21 protein-coding genes are annotated in these 22,124 nt (G+C 65.7%); 12 read left to right on the plus strand and 9 right to left on the minus strand.

Features of this window, described 5'->3' with window-relative positions; genetic code table 11:
• The first annotated feature begins 33 nt into the window (after positions 1-33).
• The 5 genes from hutG (at position 34) to K225_RS0102055 (ending at position 4,613) form a co-directional block, all read left to right on the plus strand.
• On the plus strand, positions 34-846 hold the full coding sequence (gene hutG, locus K225_RS0102035) for an N-formylglutamate deformylase (RefSeq protein ID WP_026434852.1): 813 nt from the start codon (positions 34-36) through the stop codon (positions 844-846).
• Positions 847-903: 57 nt separating this feature from the next.
• Positions 904-1,968, plus strand: a complete 1,065-nt coding sequence (locus K225_RS0102040) for a homocysteine S-methyltransferase family protein (RefSeq protein WP_026434853.1) — start codon at positions 904-906, stop codon at positions 1,966-1,968.
• Positions 1,969-2,088: 120 nt separating this feature from the next.
• The gene (locus tag K225_RS0102045; RefSeq protein ID WP_026434854.1) at positions 2,089-3,375 is read left to right on the plus strand and encodes a DUF3696 domain-containing protein; all 1,287 of its coding nucleotides are present in this window, start codon (positions 2,089-2,091) and stop codon (positions 3,373-3,375) included.
• The gene (locus K225_RS0102050) at positions 3,368-3,943 is read left to right on the plus strand and encodes a hypothetical protein (protein ID WP_026434855.1); all 576 of its coding nucleotides are present in this window, start codon (positions 3,368-3,370) and stop codon (positions 3,941-3,943) included. The genes K225_RS0102045 and K225_RS0102050 overlap by 8 nt, the downstream gene beginning before the upstream one ends.
• Positions 3,936-4,613: an RNA ligase family protein gene (locus K225_RS0102055; protein ID WP_026434856.1), complete on the plus strand. Its 678-nt coding sequence runs from the start codon at positions 3,936-3,938 to the stop codon at positions 4,611-4,613. Before K225_RS0102050 ends, K225_RS0102055 begins: the two co-directional genes overlap by 8 nt.
• 33 nt (positions 4,614-4,646) lie before the next feature.
• Here the strand turns inward: K225_RS0102055 and K225_RS0102060 are convergent, their stop codons facing one another.
• Entirely contained in the window at positions 4,647-5,957 is a 1,311-nt protein-coding gene (locus tag K225_RS0102060; RefSeq protein ID WP_026434857.1) for a CaiB/BaiF CoA-transferase family protein, read from the minus strand.
• A gap of 169 nt (positions 5,958-6,126) precedes the next feature.
• Here K225_RS0102060 and K225_RS0102065 point away from each other — a divergent pair, with 169 nt between their 5' ends.
• On the plus strand, positions 6,127-7,041 hold the full coding sequence (locus tag K225_RS0102065) for a LysR substrate-binding domain-containing protein (RefSeq protein WP_026434858.1): 915 nt from the start codon (positions 6,127-6,129) through the stop codon (positions 7,039-7,041).
• 63 nt (positions 7,042-7,104) lie between these two features.
• Here K225_RS0102065 and K225_RS0102070 read toward each other — a convergent pair whose 3' ends face one another.
• The 5 genes from K225_RS0102070 to K225_RS0102090 all read right to left on the minus strand — a co-directional run bounded on the left by K225_RS0102070 (position 7,105) and on the right by K225_RS0102090 (position 11,262).
• Positions 7,105-7,563 (minus strand): PaaI family thioesterase, encoded by a 459-nt coding sequence (locus K225_RS0102070; RefSeq protein WP_051248592.1) that lies wholly within the window; start codon positions 7,561-7,563, stop codon positions 7,105-7,107.
• Positions 7,560-8,717, minus strand: coding sequence for an acyl-CoA dehydrogenase family protein (locus K225_RS0102075; protein WP_026434860.1), 1,158 nt, complete (start codon positions 8,715-8,717; stop codon positions 7,560-7,562). The genes K225_RS0102070 and K225_RS0102075 overlap by 4 nt, the downstream gene beginning before the upstream one ends.
• Positions 8,718-8,737: 20 nt before the next feature.
• Entirely contained in the window at positions 8,738-9,946 is a 1,209-nt protein-coding gene (locus tag K225_RS0102080; RefSeq protein ID WP_026434861.1) for a thiolase, read from the minus strand.
• Entirely contained in the window at positions 9,943-10,329 is a 387-nt protein-coding gene (locus K225_RS0102085; RefSeq protein WP_026434862.1) for a Zn-ribbon domain-containing OB-fold protein, read from the minus strand. Before K225_RS0102085 ends, K225_RS0102080 begins: the two co-directional genes overlap by 4 nt.
• 132 nt (positions 10,330-10,461) lie before the next feature.
• Positions 10,462-11,262 (minus strand): IclR family transcriptional regulator, encoded by an 801-nt coding sequence (locus K225_RS0102090; RefSeq protein WP_238323166.1) that lies wholly within the window; start codon positions 11,260-11,262, stop codon positions 10,462-10,464.
• A gap of 107 nt (positions 11,263-11,369) precedes the next feature.
• On the opposite strand from K225_RS0102090, the gene K225_RS0102095 reads away from it, so the two are divergent.
• The 6 genes from K225_RS0102095 to K225_RS0102120 are packed head-to-tail and all read left to right on the plus strand — an operon-like array spanning position 11,370 to position 18,436.
• Positions 11,370-12,452 (plus strand): cyclase family protein, encoded by a 1,083-nt coding sequence (locus tag K225_RS0102095; RefSeq protein ID WP_081679575.1) that lies wholly within the window; start codon positions 11,370-11,372, stop codon positions 12,450-12,452.
• A gap of 11 nt (positions 12,453-12,463) precedes the next feature.
• Complete coding sequence (locus tag K225_RS20195; RefSeq protein WP_051248594.1) at positions 12,464-14,155, plus strand: AMP-binding protein; 1,692 nt, start codon at positions 12,464-12,466, stop codon at positions 14,153-14,155.
• Entirely contained in the window at positions 14,152-15,336 is a 1,185-nt protein-coding gene (locus K225_RS0102105; protein ID WP_026434865.1) for an acyl-CoA dehydrogenase family protein, read from the plus strand. The genes K225_RS20195 and K225_RS0102105 overlap by 4 nt, the downstream gene beginning before the upstream one ends.
• A 2-nt stretch (positions 15,337-15,338) precedes the next feature.
• Positions 15,339-16,079 carry an SDR family oxidoreductase gene (locus K225_RS0102110; RefSeq protein WP_034711634.1) on the plus strand — a complete coding sequence of 247 codons (741 nt, stop codon included), beginning with the start codon at positions 15,339-15,341 and terminating at the stop codon, positions 16,077-16,079.
• Between the two features lie 41 nt (positions 16,080-16,120).
• Positions 16,121-17,179: a tripartite tricarboxylate transporter substrate binding protein gene (locus K225_RS0102115; RefSeq protein WP_081679576.1), complete on the plus strand. Its 1,059-nt coding sequence runs from the start codon at positions 16,121-16,123 to the stop codon at positions 17,177-17,179.
• Between the two features lie 15 nt (positions 17,180-17,194).
• Positions 17,195-18,436 (plus strand): ABC transporter substrate-binding protein, encoded by a 1,242-nt coding sequence (locus tag K225_RS0102120; RefSeq protein WP_081679577.1) that lies wholly within the window; start codon positions 17,195-17,197, stop codon positions 18,434-18,436.
• Between the two features lie 78 nt (positions 18,437-18,514).
• Here the strand turns inward: K225_RS0102120 and K225_RS0102125 are convergent, their stop codons facing one another.
• From K225_RS0102125 to K225_RS0102135, 3 genes are read right to left on the minus strand one after another with little or no spacing between them, the layout of a single operon-like run.
• On the minus strand, positions 18,515-19,492 hold the full coding sequence (locus K225_RS0102125) for a tripartite tricarboxylate transporter substrate binding protein (RefSeq protein ID WP_026434869.1): 978 nt from the start codon (positions 19,490-19,492) through the stop codon (positions 18,515-18,517).
• A 17-nt stretch (positions 19,493-19,509) separates the two neighbouring features.
• Entirely contained in the window at positions 19,510-21,024 is a 1,515-nt protein-coding gene (locus K225_RS0102130; RefSeq protein WP_026434870.1) for a class I adenylate-forming enzyme family protein, read from the minus strand.
• 1 nt (position 21,025) lies between these two features.
• On the minus strand, positions 21,026-22,003 hold the full coding sequence (locus K225_RS0102135) for a tripartite tricarboxylate transporter substrate binding protein (RefSeq protein WP_026434871.1): 978 nt from the start codon (positions 22,001-22,003) through the stop codon (positions 21,026-21,028).
• Positions 22,004-22,124: the final 121 nt, after the last annotated feature.

Below are 22,124 nucleotides of genomic sequence, written 5' to 3' on the forward strand. Positions count from 1 at the left end.
CCAACCCACTTCCACCCCTTGACGGAATCCGCCATGACCGACACCACCCACCCGCCATTCGTCTTTCACCAGGGCACACAGCCGCTGCTCATCTCCATGCCCCATGCGGGCACCTATGTGCCGCCCGCCCTGGCCGCCCGCTTCACCGACGAGGCCCGCCAGGTGCCCGACACCGACTGGCACATGGACCGCCTGTATGCATTTGCCCGCGACATGGGGGCATCGATCCTGGTGGCCACCCATTCGCGCTACGTGGTGGACCTGAACCGCCCGCCCGACGGGGCCAGCCTGTACCCGGGCCAGAGCGTGACGGGGCTGTGCCCCATCGACACCTTCGACGACACCCCCATCTATGCCCAGGGGGATGTGCCGGGGCCGGCGGAGATCGCGGCGCGCCGCGATGCCGTCTGGGCGCCCTACCACGCGCAGTTGCGCGCCGAACTCGACCGCATCCGCGCCCGGCACGGCGTGGCCATGCTGTGGGATGCGCACTCGATCCGCTCGGTGCTTCCGCGCTTCTTCGAGGGCAGGTTGCCGGACCTGAACCTGGGCACCGCCAACGGCGCGAGCTGTGACACCGCACTGGCGCAGGAGCTCCTGGCCATCGCCAAGGCCGCCACGGGATACACCGCCGTGCTCAATGGCCGGTTCCAGGGCGGATACATCACGCGCCACTACGGCCAGCCGGGGCAGGGGGTGCATGCCGTCCAGCTGGAAATGACCCAATGCAGCTACATGCAGGAGGCGTTGCCGTTTGACTACCTGCCCGCGCTGGCCGCGCAGGTGCAGCCGCACCTGCGGCGCATGCTGGAGGCGGTGCTGGGATTTGCGCGCAAGGCGGCGTGAAACCGGGCCACCACCCGGCCGGGCGAGCGTGCAGGGCGTCTTTCCTACAATGGCCCCATGCAAGCCCTTCACTACACCCGCGCCGCTGAGCTCCCCGACATCCTCGCCCAACGCATCGTCATCCTCGACGGTGCCATGGGCACCATGATCCAGCGTTTCAGGCTGGGCGAGGCGCAGTACCGGGGGGAGGGCTACACGGGCCCCGATGGTGCGGGCGAGCGCTTCAAGGACTTTCCGCGCGACGTGAAGGGCAACAACGAACTGCTGTCGCTCACGCGGCCCGACGTGATCCGCGACATCCACGAGCGGTATCTTGCCGCCGGGGCCGACCTGATCGAGACCAACACCTTTGGTGCAACCACCATAGCGCAGGAGGACTACAAGATGGCCCACCTGGCGCGCGAGATGAACCTGCGCTCGGCCCAGCTGGCCCGCGCGGCCTGCGACAAGTATTCGACACCCGACAAGCCGCGCTTCGTCGTCGGCGCCCTGGGCCCCACGCCCAAGACGGCCAGCATCAGCCCCGATGTGAACGACCCCGGCGCGCGCAACGTCGATTTCGAGCAGCTGCGTGCCGCCTACTACGAACAGGTCGAGGCCCTGGTCGAGGGCGGCGCCGACGTGCTGCTGGTCGAGACGATTTTTGACACCCTCAACGCCAAGGCCGCACTGTTCGCCATCGACGAGTTCTTTGAAAAGAGCGGCGAGCGCCTGCCCCTGATCATCAGCGGCACCGTCACTGATGCCTCGGGCCGCATCCTGTCGGGCCAGACCGTGACGGCCTTCTGGCACAGCGTGCGCCATGCGCGCCCGCTGGCCATCGGCCTCAACTGCGCCCTGGGCGCCACGCTGATGCGCCCCTATATCCAGGAGCTGAACCGCGTGGCCGAGGACACCTTCATCAGCTGCTACCCCAACGCCGGCCTGCCCAACCCCATGAGCGACACCGGTTTTGACGAGACGCCCGAGATCACCAGCCGGCTGGTGCACGAGTTTGCGGCCGAAGGGCTGGTGAATATCGTGGGCGGCTGCTGCGGCACCACGCCCGACCACATTGGTGCCATTGCCCGGGCGGTGGCGCCGGTGAAGACGCGGCAACTTTTCTACCGAGAGCCCGCCTGAGAGCCTTTTCACAATCTCGCGCGACCCCTGGGAGATCGTGAACAGGCGCTGAGTGGCTGGGCATGGGCGGCCCGCCCGCAGCCCGCCACCGACCACGCCTGGGGCGGCGAAACGACGCACATGATCAAGCACCTGCAGCTCAAGAACCTCAAGGCCTGGCGCGACAGTGGCAGCGTGCGGCTGGCGCCGGTCACCATGCTGCTGGGCAGCAACTCGTCGGGCAAGTCCACTCTGCTGCAAAGCCTGCTGCTGCTCAAGCAGACCGCCGCCGCGCCCGATCGCACACTGCACCTGAACCTGGGTGGCGACGAAGCCAACGACCTGGTCAGCCTGGGCGACTTCAATGCCGTGCTGGCGCATGGCGCGGCCCCGCGCCAGTTCGAGATCGTGCTGGAGTTCGAGCGCCCCGAGGGCGAGCGTGTGCGCCACGGCCGCTTTGCCTGCAGCTACGGCAAGACGGCCAGCGGCGCCGTGGTGGTGCAGGCGCTGTCGCTGTCCACCGTGGCGCGGCAGTTCCGGGCCGTGCGCCGCGAGCGCGGCGCCTATGCGGTGTGGGTGGATGACGAGCCCCGGCCACGCGGCAAGGGGCCGCAGCTGGCGCCCGAGCGCTCGATGGCGTTCTCGGCCGATGCCATCGCCCTGCTGGGCCCCGATGGCGCCCATCTGCAGGACCTGAGCCTGGCCCTGCGCCGCGAGCTGGAAGCCATCGTCTACCTGGGCCCGCTGCGCCAGCGGCCCGCGCGCGACCAGGTGTGGAGCAAGGGCACGCCCGGGGCCGTGGGGGCAGAAGGCCAGCAGGCCATCAATGCCTTGCTGTCCGACGCCCTGCAACCGGGCGTGGGGCAGGGCGCGGCGCTGCGCAGCGTGTCGGCAGCGCTGCAGCGCATGGGCCTGGCCGACCGCATCGAGGTGCGCCAGCTGGGGCGATCCGGCCGCTACGAACTGCTGGTGCACAAGGACGGCGTGGCCGCCAACCTGCGCGATGTCGGGGTGGGCGTGGCGCAGGTGCTGCCCGTGCTGACGGTGGCCTATTGCGTGCCGCCGGGCAGCACAGTGCTGCTGGAAGAGCCCGAAATCCACCTGCACCCGCTGGCCCAGGCAGTGCTGGCCGAGCTGTTTGCCGAAGTCAGCCAGCAGCGCCAGGTGCAGTTTCTGGTGGAAACGCATTCCGAGCACCTGTTTCGCCGCATGCAGACGCTGCTGGCACGCCGCCAGACCACCACCGACCACTGCCAGATGCTGTTCGTGGAGCGGCAGGGCGCCAACGCCGTGCTGGTGCCGCTGGAAGTGGATGAATTCGGCACGGTGCGCAATTGGCCGCCACGCTTTTTTGGCGACGCCCTGGGCGAGGCGCGCGAGCAGGCGCGTGCCCGGGCGCAGCGCATGCGGGAAGCGGCCGGTGGCTGAGGCTTGCGGCCCGCAGACCCTGCCCGCCTCGCGGCTGGTGGATACCAATGTGCTCATCGTGGCCAGCGCGGCCGATGCGGGTTCACCTTTTCGTGCCGAGGGGACGCCGGTGGACGACGCCGCGCTGCGCCAGCGCGTGTTCGACTGGCTGGAGGCCTTCGAGGCCGACCCCACGCGCCACGCCGTGCTCGATGCCGGCTGGCAGGTGTGCGGCGAATACGGGCACAAGCTCTCCGAGCAGGACTATGGCTGGCTGGTGATGATGCACAAGATCGACCACAACGAGGTGGTCTGGGTGGATCTGCAGCCCGATGCCGATGGCAATGCCGTGCTGCCCCCCGCGCTGGCCAGCGCCGTGACCGACCTGGCCGACCGCAAGATGGTGGCCGCCGCACTGGCCGCGCTTGCGCTGGGCAGCGCCTGCCAGCTCACCAATGCCAGCGATACCGATTGGCTCGACTGCCAGCAGGCGCTGCGGACGGTGGGCCTGGAGGTGGAGAATTTGTTGCACGACTGGCTGGTGGCGCGTTGGCACACCAAGCATGGAAAAAAGGCGCGATATGACTGATTTCTTCCGATTTCCCCACACCCCGCACATCGCGTGGCTGGCCACCGGCGCGCCGCGCGATGACAAGGTGCTGTCGCCCGACGAGGCGCACGAATTGCTGGCCGGCGAGGTGGTGCTGGAAGAAAAGCTTGACGGCGCCAACCTGGGCTTTTCGGTGTCACCCGACGGCGTGCTGCGCGCGCAAAACCGTGGCCAGTATCTGCCGCAGCCCTTCCATGGGCAATTTGCCCGGCTGGGCCCCTGGCTGGCTGCGCACGAAGACAAGCTGTTCGACGCGCTGGGCACCGACCTGGTGGCGTTTGGCGAATGGTGCGCCGCCCGCCACTCGCTCGACTACGCCACGCTGCCCGACTGGTGGCTGCTGTTCGACGTGTACGACCGCAGCACCGGCCGGTTCTGGAGCACCACGCGGCGCAACGAATGGGCGGCCCGCATGGGTTTCATGACGGTACCGCGCCTGTACGCCGGGCCGGTGGATCTCGACCAGCTGCGCGAACGGGTGCATGCAACGCACAGCCAGTTCCGCCAGGGCAACCTCGAAGGCATCGTGATCCGGCGCGAAAACGCCGACTGGCTGGAGCAGCGCGCCAAGCTGGTGCGCGCCGATTTCACTCAGACCATCGAAGAGCACTGGCGCAGCCGTGCGCTGGAGTGGAACCGGGTTGAGTGATGCCGCAGCCCTGCCGGTGGGCTGGCTGCGGTTTTAGACCACGCCCTTGGCGCGCAGGGCGGCCATGCGCTGGGCGTCCACGCCCAGGCGTTCGCGCAATACCTGTTCGGTGTGCTGGCCCAGGGCCGGTGGTGCATGGCGCAGGGTGGGCGGTGTGTCGGACAGGCGCATCGGGCTGGCCGTGGTCACCACGCGGTTGACGTGCTCGCCTGCTGGTGGCTGGGCGCCGGGGTAGCGCTCCTGCTCCACGCGCAGGCCCCGGTATTGCACCTGGGGGTCGTCAAAGGCCTGGCCGATGTGGTTGATGGGGCCGCAGGGCACGGCCTTGTCTTCCAGCAGGCGCACCCATTCGGCCATGGGCCGCGTGCGCGTGAGTGCGCTCATCATGGGGATGAGGGTGTCGCGGTGTTTGACGCGGCCGGCGTTGGTGGTGAAGCGCGCATCCTGCGCCCAGTCCACGCCGGCGGCGGCGCAAAAGCGCGCGAACTGCCCGTCGTTGCCGATGGCCAGCAGCACGTTGCCGTCCTGCGTGGGGAAATCCTGGTAGGGCACGACGCTGGGGTGGGTGTTGCCCTGGCGCTGGGGCACGCTGCCGGAGTTGAGGTAGCCCGTGCCCTGGTTGGCCAGGATGGCCATGGCCACGTCCAGCAGGGCCATGTCGATGTGCTGGCCGCGGCCCGTGTGGTGGCGCGCTTCCAGAGCGCTGAGGATGGCGCTGGTGGCGTACATGCCGGTGAACAGGTCGATCACGGCCACCCCCACGCGCAGCGGGCCACCGCCGGGCTCGGCGTCGGCGTGGCCGGTGATGCTCATGAGCCCGCTCATGGCCTGCACCAGCATGTCGTAGCCAGCGCGCGATGCATAGGGACCGGTCTGGCCAAAGCCCGTGACCGAGCAGTAGATCAGGCGCGGGTTGAGGCGGCTCAGGCTGGCGTAGTCCAGGCCGTAGCGCGCCAGGCCGCCGGTCTTGAAGTTTTCCACCAGCACGTCGCTCTGGCAGGCCAGTTCGCGGATGAGTTCCTGGCCTTCGGGTGTGGCCATGTCCATGGTGACCGAGCGCTTGTTGCGGTTGCAGGCGGCGAAGTAGCAGGCGTTGTCGGTGGAAGCGCCGGCCGCGTCGGCAAAAAAGGGCGGGCCCCAGTGGCGCGTGTCGTCGCCCTCGCCGGGTTTTTCGATCTTGATCACGTCGGCGCCCATGTCGGCCAGGTTCTGGGTGCACCAGGGGCCGGCGAGCACGCGCGAGAGGTCGAGTACGCGCAGGTGGCCCAGGGCCCCCACGCGTTGCGCCGCCGCGCTGTGCGGGGCAGGGGAGGCAGGGGTGGTGGCGGGGGGAGTGGTGGCCATGGCGTCTTTCGGTGGTGCCTGTAGGGTGGCCTGCACATGGCAGGCAAGGTCGCCATCCTAGAGCGGTGGCGCGCGCGGCGGCTTTGCTTTTGCTGAAGGCGGCGTTTGTGCCTGTGCAGGGCAGGGCCGACGTACCGGGGTGCGGCACCCGTCTCTCTACAATGCGCGCATGGCCATGCATTTCGATCTTGTAGACCTGCGCCTGATGGTGCACATCGCCGACGCCAACAGCATGACGCGCGGCGCGGAACTCTCTTTCATCTCCCTGCCCGCAGCCAGTACGCGCATCAAGAACCTCGAGGAAAGCATCGGCACCAAGCTGCTGTACCGCACCAGCCAGGGCGTGACGCTGACCCCGCCGGGCCAGGCCTTCGTGACCCATGCGCGCATGGTGCTGGGCCAGATCGAGCACCTGCGCGGCGACATGCAGGAGTACGTGCGCGGCATCAAGGGCCATGTGCGCGTGTTTGCCAACACCACCTCGCTGGGTGAATTTTTGCCGCCCGTGCTGCGCCACTACCTGCGCCGCAATCCGGACGTGAACATCGACCTGCGCGAGCGCCTGTCGCACGACATCGTGCGCGCCGTGACCGAGGGGCAGACCGACATCGGCATCGTTGCCGGGCTGGTGCGCACCGAGAACCTGGAGACCCTGCCCTACCGCTGCGACCGGCTGGTGCTGGTGGTGCCCAAGGGCCATGCGCTGGACGGCGAGATGCAGATCGACTTTGCCGACACGCTGGATCTGGACTATGTGGGGCTGCACGAATCCAGCGCCATCCACGCCTTCTTGCGCCAGGCCAGCGACCAGCTGCACCGCCCGATCAAGCTGCGCATCCAGGTGAGCAACTTCGAGACAGCGTGCCGCATGATCGAGGCCGGCGTGGGTGTGGGCGTGCTGCCCGAGTCGGCCGCCAGCCGCCACGCGCACAGCATGGACATCGCCATCGTGCCGCTGTCGGATGCCTGGTCGGTGCGCGAGATGCAGATCTGCGTGCGCAGCCTGGAGGCCCTGCCCAGCTTTGCCCAGGAGCTGGTGGAGCTGCTGGTGGCCGACGCGCAGGGGCGGCTGGAATTGACGTGATGCGATTGAAAAATAGCTGCTGGCACTTGCTGCACAAGCGCCAGAGCCACTTTTACTCAAGACTCACTCGATAGACTTCCAGGTCACCGGCGCCAGCCAGTACTTGAAGGTGCCGCTGGCCGTGGCCACCACCTGGCCCTGCTCGTCGATCAGCTGGCCGGCGCAGCTGCACAGGCTGCGCGTGGCATGCACCACCCACCCTTCGGCCAGCAGCGGGCCCCGGGCCGGGCGATGAAAGCGGCTGGACATCTCCACCGTCACCGCAGTCTGCGATGGAGCGCCCGGCAGCTCGCCCGCTGCGCGCGACATGACAGAATCCAGCAAGGTCATGACCACACCGCCATGGGCGGCTGGCAGCTGGTTGAGCAGCTCCTCGCGCAGGTGCGGCAGCCTCACATGCACCTTGCCCGGCGGCGCAGGCACCTGTGCAGCACCGATCAGGCGCATGAAGGCGCTGCGGTCGGGCGGCGGCGCGGCCTGGTCCGGCACATCGGCGGCTGATTCGCCTGGCGCCTTGTTCATGCGTCGCGTGCCTCGCGCACCATGTTGCGCGCGATGATGATCTGCTGGATCTGCGTTGTGCCCTCGTACAGGCGGAACAGGCGCACGTCGCGGTAAAAGCGCTCGATGCCGTACTCGGCCATGTAGCCCGCACCGCCCAGGATCTGCACCGCGCGGTCGGCCACGCGGCCGCACATCTCGGTGGCGAACATCTTGGCGCACGAGGCCTCGGTGGAGACGTTGTGGCCGTCGTCGCGGCGGCGCGCGGCGTCGATGGTCATGCACTCGGCCGCGTACAGCTCGGCCTGGCTGTCGGCCAGCATGGCCTGCACCAGCTGGAAGTCGCAAATCGCCTGGCCAAACTGCTTGCGCTCCAGCGCGTAGGCCAGCGCATCGCGCAGCATGCGCTTGGCCACGCCCACGGCCACCGCGGCGATGTGGATGCGGCCTTTCTCCAGCACCTTCATGGCGGTCTTGAAGCCGCGGCCCTCCTGCAGGCCGATGAGGTTGGCGGCCGGCACCCTGACGTTGTCGAAGATCACGTCGCAGGTGTGGGCGCCGCGCTGGCCCATCTTCTTGTCGTATTTGCCGAAGCTGATGCCGGGCGTCTTGGCGTCCACGATGAAGGAGGACACGCCGCCCGCGCCCTTGTTGTCGGGGTTGGTGCGGGCCATCAGCGTGAACATGCCGGCGTGCGGCGCGTTGGTGATGTAGCGCTTGGTGCCGTTGACGATGTAGAAGTCGCCGTCCTTGATCGCGGTGGTGCGCAGCGATGCGGCGTCCGAACCCGCCTCGGGCTCGGTCAGCGCAAACGAGGCGATCACCTCGCCGGTGGCCAGCTTGGGCAGCCACTCGGCCTGCTGCTCGGGCGTGCCGTCCATCAGGATGCCCTGCGAACCGATGCCCACCGTGGTGCCGATGATGGAGCGGAAGGCCGGCGCGGTCTGGCACAGCTCCAGCAGCACGCGGCATTCCTCTTCCATGGTCAGCTCCAGTCCGCCGAACTTTTCGGGGATGGTCATGCCGAACAGGCCCAGGTTGCGCATCTCCTGCACGATGGATTCGGGGATCTCGTCGGTCTCGGCCACTTCGTTCTCGGCCGGCACCAGGCGCTCGCGCACAAAGCGGCGCACGCTGTCGAGCAGGGCTTCCAAAATTTCTGGATCGCGGATCATGGTCAGGGTTCTTTCAATGTTCAGAGGGTTTCGGCCGTGCCCAGCACGGCGGTGGACTGGCTCGACAGCGTGCCGCCATTGCCGTGCACCACGGCCGTGCGGTGCTGCTGGAGCTGGCGCGCGCCAGCCTCGCCGCGCAGCTGGCGCACGGCCTCGATCAGCGCAAAGATGCCGTACATGCCCGGGTGCACGCACGACAGGCCACCGCCGTTGGTGTTGACGGCCAGGCGCCCGCCGGGCGCAATGGCGCCGCCCTGCACGAAGGCGCCGCCCTCGCCCTTGGCGCAAAAGCCCAGGTCTTCCAGGAACAGCAGGGTATTGATGGTGAAGGCGTCATACACCTGGGCCATGTCCATGTCGACCGCCGTCAGGCCCGCCATCGCAAAGGCCTGCGCGCCCGACTGCGCTGCGCTGGTCGTCGTCAGGTCGGGCATGCAGGAGATCTGGCGGTTCCAGATGGCCGTGGCATTGCCCAGCACATAGACGGGAGGATTGGGCAGGTCGCGCGCACGCTCGGCACGCGTGAGCACGATGGCACCGCCGCCATCCGTCACCAGGCAGCAGTCGCGCACGGTGAGCGGGCTGGCAATCGGCCGGGCCGAGAGCACGTCCTCGATGGTGAGCGGATCGCGCATGAAAGCCTCGGGGTTGCGCTGCGCCCAGGCGCGCGCGGCCACGGCCACTTCGGCCAGCTGTTCGCGTGTGGTGCCGAATTCGTGCATGTGGCGTGCGGCAGCCAGCGCGTAGGCCGCCACGGGCAGCACCGGCTCATAGGGATGCTCATAGGGCTGCGGGTCCAGAAAACGCCGCGCGGCCACGCCTTCCTTGCGGCCGAACGTGGCCGAGCGCTGCGCACTGCCGTAGCACACCAGCACGGCCTTGCACTGCCCGGCCTCCAGCGCGCGGATCGCGGGCAGCAGGTGGGCGATGAAGCTGCTGCCGCCGATCATCGTGCCGTCCACGTAGGTCGGGTTGATGCCCAGGTGCTCGATCACCGGCATGGTCCACATGCTGGCGTTCACGCTGCAGGTGGCCAGGCCGTCGATGTCCTGCATGGTCAGGCCGGCATCGGCCACGGCGGCGTGCGCGGCACGCACCAGCAGCGTCATGTCGTCCATGCCGGCCGCCTCGCCACAGCCATAGGTGGCGGCGCCGACAATGGCCACTCGGCCGCGCAGCGGGCGGTTCACGGCGGCGGCGTCCAGGTGGGATTGGGGAACGCGGCTCATGCTGCACCTCCTTGCGCTTGTGCCGGGGTGAACAGCACCAGGCCGCGCCCGTCCTTTTGCGCCACATGGGCCTGCACGCGCTGGCCAATCGTCACGGCCTCGGGCGCCACGCCTTCCACGCGGCTCATCATGCGCACGCCCTCGTCCAGGTCGATCAAGGCCACGTTGTAGTTGCCACCCGCATCCGCCTTGCGCGCGATGGTGGTGGTGGAATAGACGGTGCCCAGGCCGCTGGCACGCACCCAGCGCAGCGGGCTGGCGCCGCAGTGCGGGCACAGCTCACGCGGTGTGAACACATGGTGGTGGCACTGCGGGCAGTGCTGCAGGCAAAAGCGGCCGGCATTCAGCTCGGCCTGGTAGTGGGTTTGTGCGCTCAGGTGCATTTGTGGCTGGTGTAAGTCTTATCGCTTGCCAGCATGCCCGCAGTGGCGACGGGCTTCAATTCGGCAATTTGAAAGGGCGTCTTTACACCCCGCCCGTTACGTAGCTTGCGCCTCCTTTGGGAGCGCTTGAATCTACAGATATCGGTACACCGCGATGCCTGCACGCCTCAGCTCATCATCTATGACCTTCAGTATTTCATCCTTGTGCGCGGCAGTCATGGTGGCGTTGTGTGCCGCCACGCTGATGGCTGCCACGTGGTTGGTTTGAAAGCTGATCGCAACACCGATCCCGGCAGCGCCGGAAGTGAGCAGATTGAGGCTGTCGGAATGTTGCATCCTGCGCGTGCGGCTCACCATGTCCTGCAGGCGTTCCTGACTGATGCCAACCGCGTCATAGTCCAGGCTGCGCCGCTGATAGATCTGACCCAATTCCCTGTCGCGCAGGGTTGCCGCCAGGGCCAGGCTGGCCGTGCCCTGGCCTAAGAGGCGGGCTTGCCCCGCCATAAGGCTATGGGCATACAGGGGATTGCGCCCCACCTCCACATGCAGGCAATGCGCGGAATCGCCAATGCGGACGATGAGAAAAACCGTATCACCCGTACGCCTGGCGATGTTCACCATGGCCGGGTGACAGGCCTCGAATATGGGCGGTTTGGTCATGGCCGCCATTCCCGTCAGCATGGCCTCCACCCCCAGTCGATAACGCCCGGTCAGTTCGTCTTTGGCAGCGTAGCCTGTCTGCACCAGCACCATCAACAGCCGCCGGGCCGTGGAACGGTCAAGCTCTGATAGATCCGTCAGCTCCCTGATGGACAAGCCTTGCACATGATTGCGCGCAATCCACCCCAGGACAGTCACCAGGCGCGCCGGACTTTGCGCTCCGGGAAAACCTGAGTTCATATGGTGAACATTGCCGTTCTCCGCTTTTGTCATTTGCTGTCCCTCGACCCATAGTGCGTCGCAAGCCTTCGCCGCTCTTCATTGCCAACTTACGGCATATCAATGCGACGGACTGTCTCACACGTTATCTGGAGATTGAGATGAACGCATATCGACCTATACACGCGCCACATGTTCCACCCGTGGTGGGGCAAGGCAATGCTCCACGCTGGACCAAGCGACCGCCGCAATCCAACTGGGGAGATTTCGGCCAGGATGATCAGTTGGGTCGATTGAACTACCTGACAGCCGAAAAGGTGCGAGAAGCTGCGCGGGAGATCCAGACCGGCCAGCGCTTTTGCCTGAGTCTGCCCTTGGACTTACCTGGTGGCAATGCTCTCAACCCCAGGCGCCACCCTCCAGTTATCAAACCGTCCAGACGCCCGTTGGGTCCCGGCATGAACTTCGCCCTTTCGCAGGAAAACCCGAACTACACCGATGTGGTGTGCGATGACTACGCCCAGATCTACCTGCAGTATTCCACGCAATGGGACGCGTTATCCCATGTCGGCAGCCATTTCGATGTGAATGGCGACGGCATCGACGAACTTGTTTATTACAACGGTTTTCAGGCCGGCATCGACATTCTGGCCCCCCAGGATTTGCCGGATATGGATGGCCAGTCGCGCGCCAAGGCCCTGGGGGTGGAGCGCCTGGCTGAGCAAGCCATCCAGGGCCGGGGTGTGCTGATCAATCTGCGCAAGCATTTTGGCGACGGCCATACGCTGGTATCCGGCCGAATGCTCAAACAGGTCATGGAGCAAGACGGTATCGAGGTCAGCAAGGGTGACATTGTGGCGCTGTACACCGGCTTCACGGACCTGCTGATTGCCTGCAACGGACAGCCCCAGGCCGACATGCCGGAAACCGTGGGCGCCGTGCTGGACGGTCGCGACCCGGAATTGCATCAATGGATCATCGACAGCGAGATCACCACCCTCGTGGCCGATAACTATGGGGTAGAAGCCGTACCCGGTCGTCCGGCCAATGGGGTCTGTGCCTTTCTGCCTCTGCATGAGCTGTGCCTGTTCAAGTTGGGCATGCCCTTTGGTGAGATGTGGTATCTCCATGAGTTGGCGCAATGGCTGCAAGAGGCTGGCCGTCATCGCTTCATGCTCACAGCCCCCGCCTTGCGTCTGCCGGGCGCCGTGGGCTCCCCCGTAACACCCGTGGCCACAGTCTGAGGAGCGGTTGCATGCATGCTGTCACAGCGGCATCAGCCGCGCCCGTCAACCACCGACTGACAACGCTCTCGGACATGCTGGCGCGGGCACCTTGGGATGCCGTGGCCCTGAGCTTTGGTGATGAAGATCTCACATATACCGAACTGCGCGCCCAAGTCGGCCGCGTGGCCAACGGCCTGCAGTGCCAGGGTCTGCAGGCCGGGGACGTGCTGGGAATCTGGCTACCCAACACTCCGCGTTGGCTCATCCTGCATCTGGCATGTGCCCGCCTTGGCGTTGCGAGTTTGAGCCTGAATCTGAAGCTCGGTGTGAAGGAGCTAGTCAACTTCATTGACCGCGCCCGCTGCAAGGCGCTGGCGTTCGATCGATCCGTGGTCAACGGCCCCGTCGCCTCCAACGGCGTGAACCCCTTGGACGCGACGGCCCTGCCAGAAAGCAGCAGTCTGGCTCAGGTGTGGCAACAGCATGCAGGCTCCCTGCAATGCCTGATCGATGCCACGGTCCATACACCCAGCCATGATTTGCCAGCTTGGCTGCAACGCGCAGACCACCCAGCCCCACGCCTGCGCCACTGGAATGCCTTGCTAGACACACCGTGCGAAACGGCACGAGACACTTCAGAACACCCTTGCATCATTGTGTCGTCCTCAGGCACGACCAGCGTGCCCAAACTGATCGTGCATGGCCAATCCAACATAGCGCTGCATGCCCAGGATGCCGCGGCCAGCTTTGGGATAGATCGTGATTGCAGCGTTTTGCTGGCTCTGCCCATGTGTGGCGCCTTCGGCTACACCGTGGCCATGGCAACGCTGGCTGCCGGCGCCCGGCTGGTCTTGCATGAAGCGTTTGATCCCGCACGCACGGCAAGCACTTTGCAGCAGCAACCCATCACCCACATGTTCGGCACCAACGACATGGTGGAAAAAATGATTGCGCCGCTGCCTGACACGTGGCGCCCGAAGGCGCTGCGCATGTTCGGCCACGCCAACTTCGTTCCAGGCCTGGATGAGTTACCTGGCCACGCTCAGCAGTTGGGCATCCCAATGGTCGGGTGTTTTGGCATGAGCGAAACCCTGGCCCTGTTCGCGCACCAGGACCCGACTGCCCCCTTGCCTCGCCGCGCTCAAGCGGGCGGTATCCCCGTAAGCCCGAGTTCAGAGGTACGTGTGCGGGTGCTGGAAACAGGCGCTCTCGCTGCCCCCATGGAGCCTGGCGAGTTGGAGTTCCGCGGCCCTTACATGATGCAAGAGTATTTGGGCAACTCCGAGGCCACCGCGAAGGCTTTCACTCCAGATGGCTTCCTTCGATCAGGAGACCTGGGCTATGTCAATGGAGACGGGGGATTCACCCACGTTTCCCGGCTCGGGGATGTGCTGCGCATCGGCGGGTTTCTGGTCAACCCCGCGGAAATCGAAGAAGCGGTGCTCGGCCAATGCGGCGCCAGTGCGTGCCAGGTGGTAGCGGTGAATGCAGCGGGCAGTGCGCGACCGGTGGCTTTTGTCATCCCCGACCCTCAGCGCCCGGTGAACGAGGACTCCATCAAGGCCGAACTGCATAAACAGATTGCTCGCTACAAGGTGCCAATCCGCATCTTCAGCGTAGAGAGCTTCCCTTTCACCATGGGCCCCAACGGCAAGAAGGTCAAGCGCAATGAGCTGAGAGATCTTGCCCAGTCCCTGGTGGCGCAGGAGGAGGAAAAATGAAAACCGAATGGATCTTGCCAGAAACCCCGTTTTTTGATACCGGACACGTCGAGGTCGTAGCCGCTCTCAACCGCTGGATTGATGACAACCGTGCGGCCCTGGAGGAAGAACCCCACGGCAGCCTGACCGATCAATGCGCGTACTGGCGCCAGTCTCTGGCTGCACATGGCATTTTGCAGTACACCGTTCCGCGCCACTACCCAGGCACGGCAGAGTCAGCGCCTTCTGTGGACTTGCGCTCCATCTGTCTGGTGCGCGAATGCCTGGGTTATTACGCACCGCTGGCTGACTTTGTCTTCAGCATGCAGGGCATCGGCGCTGCCGCACTCTGGCAAAAAGGCTCGCCGGCCCTGTGCGCGCCTTATGTCCACGCCTGTGCCGCAGGGAAGAAGGTGGCGGCCTTCGCTCTAACGGAGCCGGATGGCGGGTCGGACGTCGCATCCACCCGCACCACCGCGACCTTGGAGAACGGCGAGTACATCATCGAAGGCGCCAAGTCCTATATCTCCAACGGTGGGATCGCGGATTTTTACGTGGTGGTAGCCCGCACTGAGCCGGGCAAGGGCGCCGGAGGGCTGTCGGCCATTTTGGTCGATGCACAGACCCCTGGCTTACGCATCCACAAGCAGATTGACATCCTGGCGCCGCACCCCTTGGCGGAAATCCATTTCGACCAATGCCGCGTCTCGGCCAACCGTCTGATCGGAGAACTGGGCGAGGGCTTCAAGGTCGCCATGTCCGTGCTGGACATCTTCCGCAGTTCCGTGGGGGCAGCCGCCATCGGCATAGGACAGCGGGCATTGGATGAAACCGTGGCCCGGGTCACCACCCGGCAGCTGTATGGCCGAGCGATGTCGGAGATGGACACCGTGCGCCACAAAGTCGCAGAGATGGCCACTCCCCTGGAAGCCGCGCGCCTGCTGGTGCACAAGGCCGCATGGACACGCGATGTGCGCCAAGTGCGTATCACCACGCAAGCAGCCATGGCCAAGCTGCAGGGCACCGAGGCGGCATTCCAGGTGGTCGATGCCGCCGTTCAGTTGTGGGGAGGTTTGGGCATCACCTGCGGCACGGTGGTGGAACGCCTGTACCGGGAAGTTCGTCCCATGCGCATCTACGAAGGTGCCAGTGAGGTACAGAAAACCATTATCGGAAGACAACTGCTGCGAGGCAGCGTATGACCATGATCATTTCAACCGCAACACCCCGCCGCGTGCTGGTCACCGGCGCCAGCCGCGGCATCGGGCGCGCCACCATGCGCCACCTGGCCAACGCCGGCTACCAAGTCGTGGGCCTGGCGCGCCATGTTCCCGAGGATGCAGGCCCCAACGAACAATTCGTCCCATGTGACCTGATGGATTTGGAGGCGACTCGCCGCACCATAGAAGGACTGCTGCGAGACAGACCCTTTTATGGGCTGGTCAACAACGCAGCCATTGCCCACACCACCAGTTTGGCCGACGTCACCGTGTCAGAGATGAACGAAGCCATGACCGTGAACGTCAATGCCGCCTTGATTTGCCTGCAGGCGCTCATTCCCGGCATGAAGGAAGCAGGTGGGGGACGGGTGGTGAACATCTCATCGCGTGCGGCATTGGGCAAGGTCAACCGCACGGCCTACAGCGCCTCCAAGGCCGCGCTCATTGGTGCAAGCCGCACCTGGGCGCTGGAGCTGGCGCCCCACAACATCACGGTCAATGTGATTGCCCCCGGCCCCGTGGCCACAGAAATGTTCAAAAAAGCCAGCCCGCCCGAGGCCGCTGCAACCAAGGCCTTGCTGGCCGCCGTGCCCTTGCAGCGCGTATCCGATCCCGAGGAGCTGGCCTTCGTGATCGGTTTTTTCTTGGCCCCTCTGGCGGGCTACATCACGGGACAGACCCTGCACGTCGATGGCGGCCTCACCATCAGCGCAACCCGTCTGTAAAACCACAGTCAGCAAAAACATACAACCAGGAGACATTCACCATGCCCCATAACACCGATGAGCCGTTGGATCTTTCGTCACCGATGCGCCGGGCGCCCCCTCCCGGGCTCACGCGCCGCCAGTGGCTGCGCAGCACCGCAGGCGCTGGCGTCGCAACCGTCACAGGAGGACTGCTGACCGGTAGGGCACTGGCCGATCCGGCCTTCCCATCCAAGCCACTGCGGCTTGTGGTGCCGTTTGCCGCCGGCGGCGCCACCGATGTGCTGGGCCGGATACTGGCCAAAGCGTTGGAAGCATCGCTAGGGCAATCGGTGATCGTGGACAACCGGGTCGGTGCAGCCGGTGCCATTGGTGCCGCCAGTGTTGCGAAAAGCGAGGCCGATGGCTACAGCATTCTGATGGGCGGAGTGGGCACCAACATCGTGCTGGAGCACACGATGCCTGACCTGTCCTACAAGCCGCAGCGCGACTTTACCGCCGTCGCCTCCATCTGCAACGTGGACTATGTGCTGGCGGTAGCCCACGATAGCCCCTACCGAACTCTGGCCGACCTGCTGGAGGACGCCAGAAAACGCCCTGGGCAGGTGCGCTACATGTCCACCGGGCCGCTAGGGCCCATGAACGTCGCCATGGAATACCTCAGCAAACTCAGCGGCGTGAAAATGATCCATGCCCCCTACAAGGGAGAGGCCCCAGCGCTGCCTGACCTGATGCAGCAGCGTGTCGATGTGGGCACCATGACGGCTCTCTTTACGAAGCCTCAAGTTCAAGCCGGCAAGTTGCGCGTGCTGGCCACGATCAATTCCAACCGCATGGCCTCCTGGGTGGACGTACCCACAGTGGCTGAGCAAGGCTTCCCGGGCTACGCCGCCCCCATCTGGAATGGTCTTTTTGTTCCCAAGAAGACGCCGCCCTCCGTGGTGGAGAAGCTGGGCCAGGCTACGGTGACCGCACTGCGATCCCCGGGCCTGCGCGAACAACTGGAAAAACAAGGCGTCAGCGTGACGGGGCAAGCCCCTGCAGAGTACGAGCGTTTCCTGCAAGACGAGCGCCAGCGCTGGCAAAAGATGATCCAGGAATCCCAAGTGCTCAACGGCTGAAAACAAGGAGACAACATGCGATTCGCAACATACAAATCTACCCCGGCAAGCATCCGGTCTCGTCGGCTAGTGGTATTGACCGCCACCGCCCTGACCTGCGCAACGTCCTACGCACAAAGCAGCCAACCTGTGCGGATCGGCATCATCGTGGATCAGTCTGGCGTGTACTCCGCCATTACCGGCAAGGGAAGCGTTACAGCCGCCCAGATGGCCATCGAAGAACATGGCGGAACGGTACTGGGCAGAAAAATCGAGCTTCTTACCTTCGACCACCAGAGCAAGGCAGACCCCGCTGCCGCGAAAGCCCGGGAGTGGTATGACAACGGCGTCGACGCCATTCAAGACGTGGGGGGCTCTGCGGCTGCACTCGCAGTACTGAACATTGCCAAGGAAAAGAACAAGGTGCTCGTCATGAGCGGCCCAGCCAGCGACCGCATCACGGGCGATCTGTGTGGTTCCACAGTGGCTCACTGGGCCTACAACTCTTACTCACTGGCCACCACAGTGGGCAAGGCCGCGGCCGAGCGCATCGGCAAGAACTGGTTCTTCATCACAGCGGACTATTCCGGCGGGCATGACATTGTCAAGGCAACCACCCAGGCTCTCACCGCAGCGGGCGGGAAGGTCATTGGCGAAACTAGACACCCTCTCAATGCCACTGACTTTTCATCCGCCGTCGTGCAAGCACAATCCAGCAAGGCCGATGTGATCGGACTTGCTAATTTCGGCAATGATTTGGTCAATTCCATCAAGGCCGCTCGCGAATTCGGCATCAATCCAGAAAGCAAGCAGAAGCTTGCCAGCCTGCTGATGTACATCAACGATGTGCACTCCGTGGGCCTGAAGACTGCCCAGGGCATGCTTCTGTCGGAGGCTTTTTACTGGGACTTGAACGATGAAACACGGGCTTTTTCAAAGAAGTACTTTGCCAAAGTCAATGCCATGCCGAACATGAGTCAGATGGGCGCTTATTCGTCCATCAGGCACTACCTCAAGGCTGCTGAGGCGGCAGGCACCACGGATGCCAAAGCCGTGATTGCAAAGATGCGCGAATTGCCAATTAACGATGTCTTCACCCGCAACGGCAAGCTGCGCGAGGACGGGATGATGGTGCATGACATGCACCTCTTCCAAGTCAAGGCACCTACCGAATCCAAGTATCCCTGGGACTACTACAAATTGGTCAGCACCATCCCTGCAGACAAGGCCTTTGTGCCGCTGGGCGAATCCGCCTGCCCGCTGGTGGCAAAACGCTGACCACACGTTCGGCCCCAAGGCGGGGGCCGCGTCTGATGGCGCGCCGTAATACGTACAACTCCGTACGGCGCGCTCCCCTCACCCCGGCGTGATCCCCGCCGTCTTGATCACCTTGGCCCACTTGTCCAGTTCGCTGCGCAGGCGCTGGCGCATCTGCTCCTGCGTGCCGGGGTCTGCCTCGGCGCCGGCGTCCAGCAGGCGCTGGCGTACGGCGGGGTCCTTCATGGCGGTATTGAAGTCGGCGTTGATCTTGTCCAGCACGGCCTGGGGCGTCTTGGCGGGGGCGAACAGTGCCGCCCAGGAATAGGCCTCGTAGCCGGGCAGGCCGGACTCCACGCCGGTGGGCACGTTGGGCAGCATGGCTGAGCGTTGGCGGCTGGCCACGCCCAGCACCTTGACGCGGCCGCTCTTGATGTGCGGCAGCGCCGTGGGCGCGTCGCTGAACATCAGCTGCACCTGTCCGCCCAGCAGGTCGTTCATGGCCGGGGCGCTGCCCTTGTAGGGCACATGCTGCAGCTTGGTGCCCGCTTCCATGTTGAACAGCTCACCCGCCAGGTGCGTGCCGCCGCCGTTGCCCGACGAGCCATAGGCCAGTGGCGTGCCCTTCTTGGCCAGCGCGATCAGCTCCTGGATGGTGTTGGCCGGCACCGAGGGGTGCGCCACGATGAACACCGGGAACATGGCCGCGAAGCTGATGGGGGCGAAGTCCTTCTCGATGTCGTAGGGCAGCTTGCCCATCAGCGAGGGGTTGACCGAGTGGTGGATGGCGCCCACGAAGAGGCCGTAGCCATCAGGCGCTTCCTTGGCGGCGGCCGTGGCGCCCACCACGCCGCCCGCGCCCGCGCGGTTGTCGATGACGGTGGGGGTTTTCCAGATTTCGGACAGCTTCTGGCTGAAGACGCGCGCCGTGGTGTCCACCGGGCCGCCCGGCGGAAACGGCACGATGAAGCGCACGGGCCGGCTGGGCCAGGGCTCGGACGCGAACGCCGCCAGTGGATGGGCCGCGGCAAGCAGGCTGCCGGCGATGAAGCTGCGGCGGGAGGTGGTGGAATGCATGGTGTGTCTCCTGTGGTTCAGGTGGTGAGGCTCAGCGCCTGGTCTTTCAAGGTGCGCTTGAGCACCTTGCCGTTGGTATTGGTCGGCAGCTCCGCCAGCGTGACGATGTGGGACGGGCGCTTGTAGGGCGCCAGCAACTCGCGCAGGTGCGCCTGCATGGCATCGGCGTCCAGCGCGGCGCCGGGGCGCAGCTCGACAAAGGCCACGATCTCCTCGTTGCCGTCGTCCACGGTGCGCCCCACCACGGCTGAGCGCTGTACGCTGGGGTGGGTGTTGAGGGCGGTCTCCACCTCGGCCGGGTAGACGTTGAAGCCCGAGCGGATGATCATTTCCTTCAGGCGTCCCATGACGAACAGCGCGCCGTCGGCATGCATTTCGCCCAGGTCACCGCTGGCATACCAGCCACCCTCGCGCATCACTGCGGCGGTGGCCTCGGGGTCGCGAAAGTAGCCGGGCATCAGGCCCCGGCCGCGGATCCACAGCTCGCCGCGCTCGCCCAGCGGCAGCGGCTGGCCCGTGGCCGGATCGGTCACGCGCACCTCGGCCTCGACCACGGCGTAGCCGGCGCTGGTGTCGGGGCGCTGTTCGCCCAGGCGTGTGAGGTGCACCGAGCCCGCGTATTCCGACAGGCCGTAGCCGTGGTGCAGCGCCTGGCCGAAGGCCGCCTCCACGCGCTGCTTCAAGGCCAGGTCCAGCGGGCCCGCGCCGGTGTAGAGGTAGCGCAGCGCCGGCGCTGCGGGCCGTGCAATTCCGCGCTCCTGCAGATGGGCCAGCAGGCGCGAGAACAGCGCGGGCGGCCCCTGCAGCTGCGACACGCCGTGGTGGGCCAGCGCATCCAGCAGGTCGTCAGGATCGAACTGCGGGCGCATCACGAGCTGGGCGCCGGCCAGCAGCGAGCTGATCAGCACCGTGCCCAGGCCGAAGATGTGGGTCATGGGCACGAAGGCGTAGCTGCGGTCTTGCGGCCCCAGCGCGCGCGAGGCGCCCGAGACGCGGGCGAAATGGATCAGCGCGTCGTGCGTGAGCATCACGCCCTTGGGCTGGCCCGTGGTGCCCGAGGTGAAGATCAGCGCGGCCACCGTATCGCGCAGTGCGCCCGCCTCGGGCTGCGCATCGGCGCGCACGGCGCTGTGCTGCATGCCGGGCAGGGCCGAATCGACGGCCGCAAAGCGCCGTGCGTGCGCGGCGGCGCTGCGCGAGGCGGCGGCCGTGAAGAACACCACGCGCGCATCGGCCTTGGCAACGAAACTGTCGATCTCGGCCGGCGCCATGCGCGCATTCACGCCACAGGACCAGGCGCCCACGCGGCTGCAGGCCAGGATCAGGGCGGCGTGCTCGGGGCAGTTCTCGGCCACCACCAGCACGCGGTCGCCGGGGCGCACGTTCAGTGTGCGCAGCTCGGCCTCGGCGGTGTCGGTGAGCGCACCCAGGTCGGCAAAGCGCAGGCTGCGGCCGTCCGCCAGGTGGATGAAGGGCTGCTGCGGCGCCTCGGCCAGCCAGCGGTCCAGCAGGTGGTGGATGCGCTCCGCCATGTCAGTCGACGGTGATTCCCTGGGTCACCGTGGCCCACATGGCGCGTTCCTGGGAGGCGCGCTCGGCCAGTTTCTGTGGTGCGCCGGTCCACTCGTCGTAGCCCAGCTCCTTGTAGCGCTTTTTCAGGTCCGGCTGCGCCAGTGCGGCATTGACGGCCTTGTTGAGCTTGGCCACCAGTTCAGGGCTCATGCCCTTGGGGCCATAGACACCATACCAGCCGCCCACGTCAAAGCCCTTGAGACCCTCGATGCCCGACTCGGCGAAGGTGGGCACATCGGGCAGCGAGGCATTGCGCTGCGGCGAGGTGACGGCAATGGCGCGCACCTTGCCGCTGTGGATGTAGGTGCTGGCGGTGCTGATGATGTCCAGCATCATGTTGAGCTGCCCGCCGATCACGTCGGTCATCGCCGGAGCATTGCCCTTGTACGGGATGTGGTTCATCTCGATGCCGCTGCGCTTGGAAAACAGCAGTGCGCCCAGGTGGTTGGAGCCGCCCACGCCGGCCGAACCGTAGGCCAGCTTGCCGGGGTTGGCCTTGGCGTTCGCCACCAGCTCGCGCACGTTCTTGTAGGGCTCGTTGTTGTTGACCACCAGCACGTTGTAGTAACTCAGGATGGGCGCCACCGGCGTCAGGTCCCGGGCCGGGTCGAACGGCATCTTGGTCATCACGTTGGGGCTGATGGTGATGGTGGGGCTGGCGGCAAACCACAGCGTCATGCCATCGGGCTTGGCGCGCACCACTTCGTTGCCCGCAATGGTGGCATTGGCACCGGTCTTGTTTTCCACCATGACCGGCTGGCCCAGTTCCTTGGACAAGGCCTGGCCGAAGAGGCGCGCGCCTTGGTCCACGGGGCCGCCTGCGGCATAGCCGACGATGAGGCGCACAGGCTGGCCTTCTTGCGCGGCGGCGGGCAATGCAAGGGCAAAAGGCGCCAGTGCCAGGGCGGCCAGGGCGAGGCGGCGGGGGGCTGCGGTCATGGGGATGTTTCCTGTCTGTTTGGAATGAATGCGAATGTGGGAAGGGGGCAGGCCAAGCGCGGGGCCAGATCGTTACCCATAGTCGCGATGGTGCGCCCCGGCTGGAGCCCTGTGAATCTGC

This window comes from Acidovorax sp. JHL-9 (assembly GCF_000426205.1).
GTDB lineage: Bacteria > Pseudomonadota > Gammaproteobacteria > Burkholderiales > Burkholderiaceae_C > Acidovorax > Acidovorax soli.